The 13,108-nt window shown below is 67.0% G+C and carries 11 protein-coding genes; 8 read left to right on the plus strand and 3 right to left on the minus strand.

Translation table 11 applies throughout. From position 1 onward, the window contains the following. Positions 1–13 precede the first annotated feature (13 nt). The 3 genes from ACOOHP_RS13925 to ACOOHP_RS13935 all read right to left on the minus strand — a co-directional run bounded on the left by ACOOHP_RS13925 (position 14) and on the right by ACOOHP_RS13935 (position 2,994). A complete protein-coding gene (locus ACOOHP_RS13925) occupies positions 14–1,204 on the minus strand; it encodes an acyl-CoA dehydrogenase family protein (protein ID WP_420468717.1) in 1,191 nt (396 codons plus the stop codon). After that, positions 1,204–2,223 carry a phosphotransferase family protein gene (locus ACOOHP_RS13930; protein ID WP_420467088.1) on the minus strand — a complete coding sequence of 340 codons (1,020 nt, stop codon included), beginning with the start codon at positions 2,221–2,223 and terminating at the stop codon, positions 1,204–1,206. The genes ACOOHP_RS13925 and ACOOHP_RS13930 overlap by 1 nt, the downstream gene beginning before the upstream one ends. A gap of 282 nt (positions 2,224–2,505) precedes the next feature. Then, positions 2,506–2,994: a winged helix-turn-helix transcriptional regulator gene (locus tag ACOOHP_RS13935; protein ID WP_420467089.1), complete on the minus strand. Its 489-nt coding sequence runs from the start codon at positions 2,992–2,994 to the stop codon at positions 2,506–2,508. An 88-nt stretch (positions 2,995–3,082) separates the two neighbouring features. On the opposite strand from ACOOHP_RS13935, the gene ACOOHP_RS13940 reads away from it, so the two are divergent. From ACOOHP_RS13940 to ACOOHP_RS13975, 8 genes are all read left to right on the plus strand, one after another. Further along, entirely contained in the window at positions 3,083–3,823 is a 741-nt protein-coding gene (locus ACOOHP_RS13940) for an SDR family NAD(P)-dependent oxidoreductase (protein WP_420467090.1), read from the plus strand. A gap of 239 nt (positions 3,824–4,062) precedes the next feature. After that, positions 4,063–4,434, plus strand: coding sequence for a PaaI family thioesterase (locus ACOOHP_RS13945; RefSeq protein WP_420467091.1), 372 nt, complete (start codon positions 4,063–4,065; stop codon positions 4,432–4,434). Between the two features lie 179 nt (positions 4,435–4,613). Further along, positions 4,614–5,273: a glycerol-3-phosphate acyltransferase gene (locus tag ACOOHP_RS13950; RefSeq protein ID WP_420467092.1), complete on the plus strand. Its 660-nt coding sequence runs from the start codon at positions 4,614–4,616 to the stop codon at positions 5,271–5,273. Beyond that, complete coding sequence (locus ACOOHP_RS13955) at positions 5,258–6,238, plus strand: biotin--[acetyl-CoA-carboxylase] ligase (protein WP_420467093.1); 981 nt, start codon at positions 5,258–5,260, stop codon at positions 6,236–6,238. The genes ACOOHP_RS13950 and ACOOHP_RS13955 overlap by 16 nt, the downstream gene beginning before the upstream one ends. A 61-nt stretch (positions 6,239–6,299) precedes the next feature. Further along, positions 6,300–7,019, plus strand: a complete 720-nt coding sequence (locus tag ACOOHP_RS13960; protein ID WP_420467094.1) for a type III pantothenate kinase — start codon at positions 6,300–6,302, stop codon at positions 7,017–7,019. A gap of 137 nt (positions 7,020–7,156) precedes the next feature. Further along, the gene (locus ACOOHP_RS13965; protein ID WP_420467095.1) at positions 7,157–10,612 is read left to right on the plus strand and encodes a pyruvate carboxylase; all 3,456 of its coding nucleotides are present in this window, start codon (positions 7,157–7,159) and stop codon (positions 10,610–10,612) included. A 91-nt stretch (positions 10,613–10,703) separates the two neighbouring features. Further along, positions 10,704–12,050, plus strand: coding sequence for a hypothetical protein (locus ACOOHP_RS13970; RefSeq protein WP_420467096.1), 1,347 nt, complete (start codon positions 10,704–10,706; stop codon positions 12,048–12,050). A gap of 137 nt (positions 12,051–12,187) precedes the next feature. Next, the gene (locus ACOOHP_RS13975; protein WP_420467097.1) at positions 12,188–13,102 is read left to right on the plus strand and encodes an alpha/beta hydrolase family esterase; all 915 of its coding nucleotides are present in this window, start codon (positions 12,188–12,190) and stop codon (positions 13,100–13,102) included. Positions 13,103–13,108 lie beyond the last annotated feature (6 nt).

The raw sequence follows: 13,108 nt of genomic DNA on the forward strand, positions 1-13,108 counted from the left end.
ATCGGAACTCCCTTCAGTCTGCGATGGGGCCGCGCGCGACGATGCGACGCGCCAGCGCGTGGCGGTGCACCTCGGAGGGGCCGTCGTAGATGCGGAACGGCCGGATATCGCGATAGATGCGTTCGATCACGGTGTCGCGGGTAATGCCGATCGAACCCAGAATCTGCAGCGAGCGATCCACCACGCGGCCCAAGGCCTCGGAGCAGAACACCTTGCTCATGCTGGTCTCGTTGCGCGCATGGTCGCCCTGGTCGAGCTTCCAGGCGGCGTGCCACAAGGTCAGGCGCGACAGGTGCAGGTCCATCTCGCTGTCGGCCAGCATGAAACCGACGCCCTGGTGCTCGCCCAGCGTCTTGCCGAACGAGTGGCGCTTGCCGGCGTGCTCCACCGCAATGGCGTGGCAGCGCGCGGCGTGACCCAGCCAGCGCGCACAGTGGGTCAGGCGCGCCGGGCCGAGCCGGATCTGCGCCTGGCGGAAGCCGGCGCCGACCTGGCCGAGCACCGCGTCGTGGGCGACCTTGCAGTCGACGTAGTTCACCTCGGCATGACCGCCGGGCGAGTTGGTGTCGATGGTGTCGAGCATGCGCTCGAGCCTGAAACCCGGGTTGTCCATCTCGACGAAGAACATCGACGCGCCCAGATCCTTGCCGGTGCGGTCGATGGTGCGCGCCATGACGATGTTGTAGGTCGCGCCGGGCACGCCGCTGATCATGTACTTGCGGCCATTGATGACGTAGCCGTCGGCGGTCTCCTGCGCGGTGGCGCGCAGCAGCGACGGATCGGCGCCGGCGCCGTCCTCGGTGGTCTCGGTCATCGAAAACACCGAGCGGCCTTCGCCGGTGGCGATAGGCGCCAGATAGCGCTGCTTTTGCGCCTCGGTGGCGCAGACGTCGAGCATGTGGCAGTTGCCCTCGTCCGGCGCCTGGATGTTGAGCGCCAGCGCTCCCAGGGTGGACCAGCCGGCCGCTTCGAACACCACCGCGATGCCGCGATGATCCAGGCCCATGCCGCCGTAGGCCAGCGGCGCGTGCGGCGACAGCAGCCCCTCGGCCCTGGACAGCGCGACCATTTCCAGACGCAGCTCGTCGGTGGGTCCGTGCGGCGTCTGCCGCGGATCGTTCTCGAAGGGCACGATCCTGTCGCGCACGAAGCTGCGCACGCGAGTGCGCAGTTCGGCCAGTTCGGCGGGAAGTTCGAAATCGATCATGCGGGGCTCCCGGCGCGCAACAGTTCGAGGCCGCGCGCAAACAGAGTGGAAATGGACGGCGCGAAACGCTCCCACAGCAAGTCGGGGCGCCGGCCGTTGCGATGCAGCTTGACGTTGAGACAGGCAATGGCGCCCATGCGGTAGTGCGCGAAGGCCTGGAACCAGTCCAGGCCTTCCAGCGCGGTGCCGCCGGCTTCGGCGTACAGCGCCTGCACCTGTTCGCGCGACAGCGGCGCATGCGGCTTCCAGTGCTCGGCCCAGGCGTTGAGATCGCACATCATCATCAGCCAGCCCACATCGATGCCCTGCGCGCCGATGGCGGCCAGGTCCCAGTCGATGACCCCGCTCAGGCGGCCGTGGTGGTAGAGCACGTTGCCGGGCTGGAAATCGCCGTGGACGAGTCCCACTGGACCCTCCAACGGCAATTGGGCGCCGAGCCGTTCGAGCAGCTGCGTGCCGGCCTGCAACCACGCCGGTTCCTGCGCGTGGCGCAGGATGCCGGTCCAGCGCTGTAGTTCATCGCGCAAGGACACCGGCGACTCCCAGTCCGGCAGATGGGTCCGCCAGTTGACGCGATGAATCTGCGCCAGCGCGCGCACCGCCTGCCGCCACAACTCGGCAACCGCGGCCGGTTCGGTGGGGAACGACGCGTGCGGCTCCCAGATCACGAAACTGCGACCGGGCAGCCGCTCCATGACGATGAAGGGCGCACCCAGAGTTTCTTCGTCAGCCGCCGCCCACAGCACCTGAGGAACGGGCAGTCCTTGCGGCTTGAGCGCGCGCAACAGCGGCGCCTGACGATAGATGTCGGTGCTGCCGCGGCGCGGCACGCCCTGCGGCGCGATCTTGAGCACGCAGTCGCGGTCGGGCTGCCCATCGCGGACGATCCGGAGCCCGAACGTCAGGCCTGCGTGACCGTCGGCCATCACCTCCAAACCGGCCACCTGCAGGTTCGCGCGTTCGGCGTCCTGCAGCAGTCGCGTCAGGCCTTCGGTGAGCGCGGCGAGATCGGGCATATCGGATCGGGTCGGCGGAGCTTGCGCGGGAACCGGGCCGATTCTCCGCATCGCGGGTCACAAAATCAAACCGCGGTTTGACGATGTGACGCGCAAGTTCCATTTGCACAGCGACCGACAGCACGCAGCGATCAGGCCCCGGCGCACTGCTGAGGGCGGATGCTTACGCGCAAACCCCAGGGTCTGTTCACCTTGCCCGCAGAGCGCCGGGGAATCGCCAGGCCGTTCACCTGCGATCAGCGCCAGATCGCTTTCGCCCGCTACCCGGCCCGAAAAAGCCGGCTAAGCCGCACGCCCCTGCGAACGCCGCACACGCTCGGCCACCGCCGCCTCCGACATTTCCAGATCCACATCCTGGGGGCCCATCGCCTCGCCGCAGACATGGCAGGTCAACTGCGGTTGGGTGACCTTTCCGCAGCCCTGATGACGCAGCCTCACCGGCCGCCCTTCAGGCCAATCCGCCCAGCGATCACTCCAGGCCTTGAGCGCCATCACCACCGGCCACAGGTCCAGACCCTTGCGAGTCAGCCGATATTCGTGACGCAACGGCTTCTGCTGGTAGGGCAGCCGCTCGACGACGCCGGACTCGGTGAGCGCGCGCATGCGCACGCTGAGCAGGTGCGGCGACACGCCGGTCTGCACGCGCAGATCGTCGAAGCGGCGCGTGCCCAGAAACAGTTCGCGCAACACCATCAGCGTCCACGGATCACCGACCACGGCGATGCTGCGAGCCACGGCACAGGACTGATCGCCGATCTCATGAATAGGCATGCTGGTGTCCGTTCAGATTTTGAAGTAACTTAACTCAACAGACCGCCCCAGCGCACGCGTTGCGCGCAATTAGTTTGGAGATCGGATCATGAGCATGCCCACAGCAGTCGTCGTCGGCGTCGGTTCCAGCAACGGTGTGGGCGGCGCGCTGTGTCGCCGTTTCGCTCGCGAGGGTTATCACGTGCTGGTGGCGGGCCGCACCGCGGAAAAGGTCGAGGCACTGGTGGCCGCGATTGTCGCCAGCGGCGGCAGTGCGGAAGCCGCGCTGACCGACGCCACCAACGAGGCCGACGTTATCGCGCTGTTTGATCGGGCCATGAAACCCGGTGGCGGAAACGATCCCGCGGACCTGGTGGTGTTCAATGCGGGAAACAACGCCGTTCTGGATTTCCGCAAGCTCAGCGCCGCGCAGTTCGAAGACTTCTGGCGCGTCGGCTGCTTCGCAGGCTTTCTGGTGGGTCGCGAGGCGGCGCGCCGGCTGGTGCCGCTGGGGCGTGGCACGGTGATCTTCACCGGCGCGTCGGGCAGCCTGCGCGGCAAGGCCAACTTCGCCCACTTCGCCGCCGCCAAGGCCGGTCTGCGCATGATCTCGCAATCGATGGCGCGCGAGTTCGGGCCGCAGGGCATCCACGTGGCGCACGTGCTGATCGACGGCGGCATCGACGGCGATCGCCTGCGCAGCGCGATCCCCGCCATGGTGGAGCGCTTGGGGCCGGACGGCATGCTGGGCGTGGACGCCATCGCGGACAACTACTGGCATCTGCACCGGCAGCCGCGCTCGGCGTGGACGCAGGAGCTCGATCTGCGGCCGTACAAGGAAAACTATTAGAGCAGGGCCGCCTGTGGCCGGGCATTTCGAGAATCACGCAAAGGCGCGAAGAAAAGCGCAGAGACCAAGAAGCAGTGAAGGCAGGGAAGGGCTCGGAAAAATGGAGAAGCCGTTTGAAAAGATTGTCTCTGCGCCTTTGTGTTTTCCTTCGCGCCTTTGCGTGATTCTTTGGCCGTCGCAGCTTTAATCGCTGCTCCATTGCTTGATCCGCTGCAGCCTCGCTCTCGGAAAACACGCTCATGCACGTTAACGGCAGCATCCAGTTTTCCATTACCGAGCAGTCCGCCGAACAGGTCACCGGCGAGATGCCGGTGCAGGCCGGCATCCTCAATCCCTTCGGCACCGTGCACGCAGGCGCTACCCTGTGGTTCGCGGATGTCTGCGCCACGGTGCTCGCGTTTGGCGGCGCGCAGATGACCCCAGGCGCTGCAGGCTTTCCGTTGGCGATCAATCTCAATGCCAGCCTGCTGGGCAACCAGAAGGACGGCCTGTTCCGCGCCACTTCGGTGTTCGTGAAGAAAGGCAAGCGTCTGAGCGTGGTGCGCACCACCGTGACCGGCGACAACGGCCGGCTGATCGCCGAGGTCACCACCAGCCACGTGCCGGCCTGACGCAAGCCGAACGCCGTCCTCGACATACGGCCATCGCTCGATCCGCCGTGAAAAATGCGGGCCCGCCCCGCTGCACCGTATGATTCGCGGCGAGTCATCCGACTCGTCGATCCGTTACAGCGTGTGACTCCTCCCGTCGAAGCCATCCCCGCGATCGCCGCCCGTCTCGCGGGGTGTCCATGATCGAACTGACGCTCAAAGCCCTGCTCGCCTACGCCCTGGGCAACGTCATGGGTGGCCATCTGGTGGGACGGCTGCGCGGTGTGGATCTGGCGCGGGTCGGCAGCGGCAACATCGGCGCCACCAACGCGCTTCGAACCCAGGGCAGCGGCTTTGCGCTGCTGGTGCTGGCCATCGACGTCTGCAAGGGCGTGGTCGGCGCGCTGGCGGTACCGTTGCTGCCGCTGGGCGAGGTTCTGGGCAGCGGCCTCGAAACCGTGGATCGCAGCGTGCAGGCGTTCGTCTGCGGGGCTGCGGTCACCGTCGGTCACTGCTATCCGGCGGCCTGGAGGTTTCAGGGCGGCAAGGGCGTGGCGACCTTGGCCGGCGTGTTCGGCGCGGTACTTCCCTGGAGCCTGCCCTGGGTGCTGGGGGGATTTGTGCTGGTGGTGCTGCTCAGCGGCTATGTGAGCCTGGCCACACTTGGCGCCACCGCGCTGGCGGGCCTGTACGTGGCCTGCGTGGATGCACGTGGCGCACTCTCCGCCGCCGGTGCGTTCACCGCGTTCATGGGCACACTGGTGGTCTTCAAGCATCGCGACAACATCCGCCGTCTGCGCGCCGGCACCGAAAGCCGCTTCGAAAAACTGAGGGTGCTGGGACGATGGCTCGACCGCTAGCCGAACAGGACCTGCTGCTGCTGGTGGACGCACTGGCCACCGGCGAGTGGCAATCCGGGGAGACCCTGGCGGCCGCCGCGGGCCTCACCCGCGCCGGTCTGGCCAAGCGCGTCGGGCACTTGCGCGACTGGGGCCTGAACGTGGAATCCAAGTTCGGGCAGGGTTACCGGCTGGCGCGGCCGCTGGAACGTCTGGACGGCGCGTTGCTGCAGACCAGCGTGCCGCAGGACCTGCGCGTGACGGTGGCGCCGCTGGTGGACTCCACCAACCGGGTGTTGATGGAGGCCGATCCCGAGTCCGATCCGCAGGCGCTGCTGGCCGAGCACCAGACCGCCGGACGCGGACGTCGCGGCCGCGACTGGCATTCGCCCTTCGGGGCCAATCTGTATCTGTCGATCGCGTGGACCTACGCGATGTGGCCACCGCATCTGCCGGCCTTATCGCTGTCGGTCGGCGTGGTGTGTGCGCGCGCGCTGGACGCGGCCGGCGTCGATGGCGTGCAGCTCAAGTGGCCGAACGACCTTTGGGTGGGCAACCGCAAGCTCGGTGGAATTCTGATCGAGCAGCGCGGCGAGTCGGGCGACCTGTGCCGGGTGGTGGTCGGCGTGGGGATCAACGTCGCCATGCACGCGCGCCAGGGCAGCGCCATCGACCAGCCGTGGACCACGGTCGACGAGGTCCTTGCGTCCTGCGGCCGCAAGCCGGCGTCACGCAACCGGCTCGCGGTGGACGTGCTGCACGGTCTGCACGAGTGCCTGGCGCGCTACGTGGTGAAAGGATTCGAGCCCTATCGCGCCGAATGGTGTGCGCTCGATGCACTGCGCGGCCGCCAGGTCTACGTGCCGGGCCAGGATCGCCTGCGCGGAATCGGGCGCGGCATCGACGACGACGGCGCCTTTCTGATCGAGACCGACGCCGGCCTGCGCAGCGTGCTCTCCGGCGATGTCTCGCTGAGGCCGGCATGAGCGCGCCAGCCGCCAGCGCGACGCCGACATTGCAGCCGCCGTCGACCCCAGGGGCGCGGCGGTGAGCTTGCTGCTCGATGTCGGCAACACGCGGATCAAGTGGGCGCGCGCCGACACCGGCGTGCTGCAGGACCTGGGTGCGGTGGCACATCAGGGCGAGCCCGCTCGGGCGCTGGACGACTGTCCGATCATGGACCCCGACGCGGTGTGGATCTGCAGCGTCCTGGACCCTGCCGCGGAGGCCGAATTGCTGCGCGCCTGCGGTGTGCGCTGGCCGTGTCCGGTGCAGGTGATGCGCTCGCAGGCACGGTGGCAGGGCCTGCGCAACGGCTATGCCGAACCGAAGCGGCTCGGCGCCGATCGCTGGATCGCGATGCTGGGCGCCTGGGCCGCGTCACCGGGAGCCTGCGTGATCGCCGACGCCGGCACCGCGCTGACGGTGGATGTGGTCGACGCCGCCGGCCTGCACCAGGGCGGCATCATCGCCGCCGGCATGCAGACCTCGCGCCGGGCAGTGCTCGGCGCCACCCGTTTCCGCGCGCTTGAAGCGGGCGTGCCCGCACATGCCGGACTCGGACGCGATACCGAGGCCTGCGTCGATCAGGGCGTGCTGCTGTCCTGCCTCGGAGCCATCGAGCACATTGCCGCCGGCGCGGATCCGGACGCAGCCTTCTACCTCACCGGCGGTGACGCAGAGTTGTTGCTGCCGCACCTGGATGCCCGCTGGTCGTATCAGCCGCATCTGGTCCTGCAGGGTTTGATGCACTACGCGGGCATATAGCGCACCGCAAATCGTCCTGCCCGGACTGGCCATCGATCGGCGTGCATGGCATAGCATTTGCGCCGACGGTCTGGCAGGGCGAGGCAGCGCTGTCGTCGGTCCACCCTTTTCGAGAACGCTTCCAGGAACACCCAGGCATGCAGATCAAGAAATTACTGGTCGCCAACCGCGGCGAAATCTCCATCCGCGTCATGCGCGCCGCCGCCGAGATGGGCATTCGCACGGTGGCGATCTACGCGCACGAGGATCGATTCGCCCTGCACCGCTTCAAGGCCGACGAAAGCTATCTGGTCGGCAAGGGACAGAAACCGATCGCAGCGTATCTGGACATCGCCGACATCATCCGCATCGCGGTGGAATCCGGTGTCGACGCCATCCATCCCGGTTACGGCTTCCTGTCCGAGAACCCCGACTTTGCCGATGCCTGCGCCGCTGCGGGCATCCGCTTCGTCGGGCCGTCGCCGACCGTGCTGCGCACCCTGGGCGACAAGGTGGCGGCGCGCGCAGCAGCCGACGCCGCGCAGGTACCGACACTGCCGGCTTCGGCGGCGCTGCCGCAGAGCGTCGAGGAGGTATCGAAGATTGCCGAGCAGATCGGCTACCCGGTGATGCTCAAGGCGAGTTGGGGTGGCGGTGGTCGCGGCATGCGCGCCATCGAATCCGAAGCCGACCTGCCGATGGCGCTGGAGTCGGCGCGACGCGAAGCCAAGGCGGCTTTCGGCAATGACGAGGGCTATCTGGAAAAGCTGGTCAAGCGCGCGCGCCACGTCGAAGTGCAGATTCTGGGCGACACCCACGGCAACATCATTCATCTGTTCGAGCGCGACTGCTCGGTGCAGCGGCGCAACCAGAAAGTGGTGGAGCGCGCGCCGGCACCCTATCTCACCGATGCGCAGCGCACCGAGCTGTGCGAAGCGGCGGTGAGGCTGTGCAAGAGCGTCAATTACAGCCACGCCGGTACCGTCGAATTCCTGATGGATGCGGACAGCGGCAAGTTCTATTTCATCGAGGTCAATCCGCGCATCCAGGTGGAACACACGGTGACCGAAGAAGTCACCGGCGTGGACATCGTCAAATGTCAGATCCGCGTCACCGAGGGCGCGCGCATCGGCGACCCTGCCTCCAAGCTGCCGACGCAGGACGCGGTGCGCCTGGACGGCCACGCGCTGCAATGCCGCGTCACCACCGAGGACCCGGAGAACGGCTTTACGCCGGACTACGGCCGCCTGATCGCCTATCGCAGCCCGGCCGGACCCGGCATCCGCCTCGACGGCGGCACCTCGTATTCCGGTGCGGTGATCACGCCCTACTACGATTCCCTGCTGGTCAAGGTCACCGCCTGGGCGCAGACCTCGGACGAGGCCATCGCGCGTATGCACCGCGCACTCACCGAGTTCCGCATCCGCGGCCTGGCCACCAACCTGATGTTCGTGGACAACGTGGTGCGCCACCCGCTGTTCCGCAGTGGCGAATGCACCACCCGTTTCATCGACACCACGCCGGAGCTGTTCGAGTTCGTGCCGCGCAAGGACCGGGCGACCAAGCTGCTCAAGTTCATCGGCGAGGTCATCGTCAACGGCAACCCGGAAATGAAAGGCCGCAAGATGCCGGAGGGGCCGTTCGCGGCGCCCGTGCTGCCGCCGGTCAAGATCAGCACGCCGGTTCCTGCCGGTACGCGCGACGTGCTGCAGAAGCTCGGACCCAAGGGCTTTGCCGACTGGCTGCTGCGGGAAAAATCGGTGCACATCACCGATACCACCATGCGCGATGCTCATCAGTCGCTGTTTGCCACCCGCATGCGCAGCACCGACATGCTGGCGATCGCGCCGTACTACGCGCGCATGGCGCCGAACCTGTTTTCGCTGGAATGCTGGGGCGGCGCCACCTTCGACGTGGCGCTGCGCTTTCTCAAGGAAGACTCCTTCGAGCGCCTGGTGGCCCTGCGCGAAAAGATTCCCAACATCCCGTTCCAGATGCTGCTGCGCTCGGCCAACGCGGTGGGTTACACCAACTACGCCGACAACGTGGTGAAGTTCTTCGTGAAGCAGGCGGCACAGGCCGGCGTCGACATCTTCCGCGTGTTCGACTCGCTGAACTGGGTGGAGAACATGCGGGTGGCGATGGACGCGGTGATCGAGGCCGGCGGCGTCTGCGAGGGCACCATCTGCTACACCGGCGACCTGTTCGATGCGAGCCGACCCAAGTACAACCTCAAGTATTACGTCGACATGGCGAAACAGCTTGAGAAGGCCGGCGCCCACATCCTCGGCATCAAGGACATGGCCGGCGTGTGCAAACCGCGCGCGGCGCGTGAACTGGTGAAGGCGCTGAAGAACGAGATCGGCATTCCGCTGCACTTCCACACCCACGACACCAGCGGCATCGCCGCGGCGAGCGTGCTTGCCGCGGTCGAGGCCGGCTGCGATGCGGTGGACGGTGCGCTCGATGCGATGTCGGGCCTGACCAGTCAGCCCAACCTCGGCTCCATCGCCGCGGCCCTCGCCGGCAGCGAACGCGATCCGCTCGTGGACCTCTCTGCACTCAGGCAGCTATCGGATTACTGGGAGGGCGTGCGCCGGTACTACGCACCGTTCGAAGCCGACATCCGCTCCGGTACCGGCGACGTCTACAACCACGAGATGCCCGGCGGGCAATACACCAACCTGCGCGAACAGGCGCGCTCGCTGGGCCTGGAGTCGCGCTGGGCGGAGGTATCGAAAGCCTATGCGGATGTGAACCGGCTGTTTGGCGACATCGTCAAGGTCACGCCCTCGTCCAAGGTGGTCGGCGACATGGCCCTGTTCATGGTCAGCCAGGGCCTCACCCCCGCGGAAGTGGCAGACCCCGACAAGGCCATCGACTTTCCCGAATCGGTGGTGCAGCTGTTCCGCGGCGAGCTCGGCTATCCGGCCGATGGCTGGCCGTCGGCACTGCAGGCCAAGGTGCTCAAGGGCAAGACGCCGGTGGTCGGCCGCATCGGCGATCACCTGCCCGCGGTGGACCTGGAGGCGGCACGCACCGAGGGCGAGAAGGCGGTGGGCTACAAGCTCGACGATCGCGATCTGGCCTCATACCTGATGTATCCCAAGGTGTTCAAGGATTTTGCCGAGGGCCGCAAGCTCTACGGCGATGTCTCCGAGTTGCCGACACCGACTTTCTTTTACGGCCTGCGCGAACAGGAAGAAATCAGCGTCGACATCGACCAGGGCAAGACCCTGGTGATCCGCCTGCAAGGTCGAACCGATATCGAAGAAGAAGGGGTGGCCAAGCTGTTCTTCGAACTCAATGGCCAGTCGCGCCAGATTCGCGTGCCCATGGCCGGCAGCAACGCGGCACTGGTCGCCCGCCCCAAGGCCGACGAGGGCAATCCCGATCACATCGGCGCGCCGATGCCGGGCATGGTGGTTCGCGTCGCCGTCGCCGAGGGCGCCACGGTGGAAAAAGGCGAGCCGCTGGTGGTGCTCGAAGCGATGAAGATGGAAACCGTGATCGCGGCACCACGCGACGCCCGCATTGCTCGCGTGCACCTCAAGTCCGGCACGCCGGTGGATGCGCGCGAGCTGCTGATCGAGCTGGAGCCGGCCAAGACCTGAGCCGCGGACCCCTGCGCATCGACGCGTCACACCCGGCTGGTAAGCTCTTGCCCGCACAGGCGCGACAGCAGACCTTCGGGCGAGGCACATGATGAAAATCCGATTTGGCATCGCATCCGCTGTGCTCGGCGCAGTGCTGATCTGGGCGAGTACGACGGCGATCGCGCAGGCGCAGTTGCCGACCGGCAATCCACTCACGGTGGGCTGCGACTGGATCCTGGCGTTCGATCCCGCCACGCCGGGCCTGGGCAACACCGCCTTCCCCGAGCTCAATGCGCGCTACTGGATCGCCGCGGTCAGCGACCGTGTGCCCGCCGGCACGCGGCTGCGGGTGCAGGGCCGATTTCCGCAAGCCCGCTACTCGGCGCTGCATGTGCACGACGGCAATCTGTTTCTGCTCGACGCGCTCAGCGACAACGAACTGGTTCCCGACGCCGGCAGCGCCAATCTGTTTCTGGACCGCACGGTGCAGGACATGGGCGTGGAGCCGGGCGGCCGCTACACCGCCACGGTTCGCATCAACACGCCGATACCGGCGCAGCGCGAGGACAACACCCTGTACCGGCCGCGCTCGCCGCTGTTCGACCCGCCGGCACGCAAACGCACCGCGCTGGTCTATCGCACCTACCTGCCGGTGGGCGGCAACGAGGGTGGCTTCGAGCTGCCACATCTGGTGCTGGAACGCCCGGGCAAACCGGACATCGCGCTGGCCGACACGCCCGATACCGCCGCCTGCGCTGCGATCGAACAGAGCGTGTACCGCGACGGCTCGCCCTTGCCGATCTCGCTGATCCAGCCGCTGATCCCGTCGCGCAACGCGCCGGCCTTCGTGCGTTTCCAGGGCACTGCGCTCAACGCACTGCGCCTGGGCGTCGGCTACAACCCGCATAACGCCTTCATGTACGTGAAGACCGATCGCAGCTATGGCGACTACCTGCTGATCCGCGGGCGCCTGCCCAGCTACACCACGCAGAGCCAGGACGTCACCGTGCCCGAGGTGCGCTACTACTCGGTGTGCCAGTACGGCGCGGCCAGCGGCAAGGTCTACGACTGCCTGGCCGACCGCCAACTGGTGCTGGACGATCGCCAGCAGTACACCGTCGCCATTGGTACCGACGCGGCCCGACCGGCGTTCCTGGATCCGGCGCAATACGGCTGGCTGCCCTGGGGCCCGGAGAAGATCGGCGCGGCCATGATCCGCGAGCTGCTGGACCATCCGACCTATGCCAAGTCCATCCAGAAATCCGGAGGCAGCAGCGACATCGACCGCGGCGATCTCACGCCGGCGGTGACCTACTGCCCGCGCGCGGTGCTGCGCGGGGCCATCGAATCCGGCCTGGACGCCGCCGCCACGTTCGACCGCTGTCAGGCGGCGGGTGGTGGCTCGCTGTTGTCGCTGCCCGGCCTGCCGCTATCGCTGCCTGGCCTGTTGAACTAGCGCGGAACTCCGTACGCCGACCGCTTTCCCATCTCATTCACCGCAGGTTCGAACAGCGCCGCGACAATCGCCATCCGCTCGCCATCACCCTGCGCACGGCTTACCTTCCGACTTTGAACCCACTCCCGTCCGACGCCATGAACGCCCCCACCTTCCGCTCCTGTTGGTCCCTGATGATTCCGGCGCTCGCCGTGCTGGCCATGGTGTCGGCCTGCCTGTCTCCCGCCGGTCAGGCGCAGGCGGCAGGCGGCAAGACCGAGGAGTTCGAGTTGCGCTCCGGACTGCTCAAGCGCAGTTACCGGCTCTACATTCCCAGCAGCTACAACGCCAACCGGCCGGCACCGCTGATGGTGGCGCTGCACGGCGGCCTGGGCACCGGCAAATCCATGCAGGAAGCCTCGAAGCTGGACGACGATGCCGAGCGCGCCGGCATGCTGGTGGCCTATCCCGACGGTATCGGCCGCGGCTGGAACGCCGGCACCTGCTGCGGCGGGCCGATGGAAAAGAACGTCAACGATGTCGAGTTCATGCGCAACCTGATCGCCGATGTGAAGGCCAAGTACGCCGTGCAGGCAGGCAAGGTCTACGGCACCGGCTTTTCCAACGGCGCCATGCTGCTGCATCGGGTGGCCTGCGAGGCACCGGACATCTTCAACGCCATTGCGCCGGTGTCCGGCGGCATCATGGTCAAGGACTGCCCGGCGAGGAGCGGCCTGCCGGTGATGATGGTGCAAGGCAAGGCCGACAACCGCATCCTGTGGGATGGCGGCGTGTTCGACGAAACCTACCGTCCGTCGATGAAGGAGATCGTCGCCTCGCTGGCCAAGCGCAACCAGTGCAGCAGCAGCGAGGAAGTGGTGCAGCGCCGCGGCGTGGTGGATTGCCGCAAGCTCAAAAGCTGCGGTGGCGGACGCGACGTGGTGTGGTGTGGCCTGGAGGGCGTCGGCCACCAGTGGGCCGGCGGCAAGACCGTGCTGCCGCGCCTGCTCGGCAAGAGCACCGACGAGTTCGACACCTCGGCCGAAGTGGTGAAATTCTTCCAGGCGCACTAGGAGCCT

The organism is Panacagrimonas sp., from assembly GCF_965216805.1.
GTDB lineage: Bacteria > Pseudomonadota > Gammaproteobacteria > Nevskiales > Nevskiaceae > Panacagrimonas.

Bases quoted from the DNA above. Each gene is read 5' to 3' on its own strand.
- ACOOHP_RS13950 (WP_420467092.1), top strand. From the start codon at position 4,614: ATGATCGAACTGACGCTCAAAGCCCTGCTCGCCTACGCCCTGGGCAAC.
- ACOOHP_RS13945 (WP_420467091.1), top strand. From the start codon at position 4,063: ATGCACGTTAACGGCAGCATCCAGTTTTCCATTACCGAGCAGTCCGCC.
- ACOOHP_RS13965 (WP_420467095.1), top strand. From the start codon at position 7,157: ATGCAGATCAAGAAATTACTGGTCGCCAACCGCGGCGAAATCTCCATC.
- ACOOHP_RS13935 (WP_420467089.1), bottom strand. From the start codon at position 2,994: ATGCCTATTCATGAGATCGGCGATCAGTCCTGTGCCGTGGCTCGCAGC.
- ACOOHP_RS13940 (WP_420467090.1), top strand. From the start codon at position 3,083: ATGAGCATGCCCACAGCAGTCGTCGTCGGCGTCGGTTCCAGCAACGGT.
- ACOOHP_RS13955 (WP_420467093.1), top strand. From the start codon at position 5,258: ATGGCTCGACCGCTAGCCGAACAGGACCTGCTGCTGCTGGTGGACGCA.
- ACOOHP_RS13970 (WP_420467096.1), top strand. From the start codon at position 10,704: ATGAAAATCCGATTTGGCATCGCATCCGCTGTGCTCGGCGCAGTGCTG.
- ACOOHP_RS13930 (WP_420467088.1), bottom strand. From the start codon at position 2,223: ATGCCCGATCTCGCCGCGCTCACCGAAGGCCTGACGCGACTGCTGCAG.
- ACOOHP_RS13975 (WP_420467097.1), top strand. From the start codon at position 12,188: ATGAACGCCCCCACCTTCCGCTCCTGTTGGTCCCTGATGATTCCGGCG.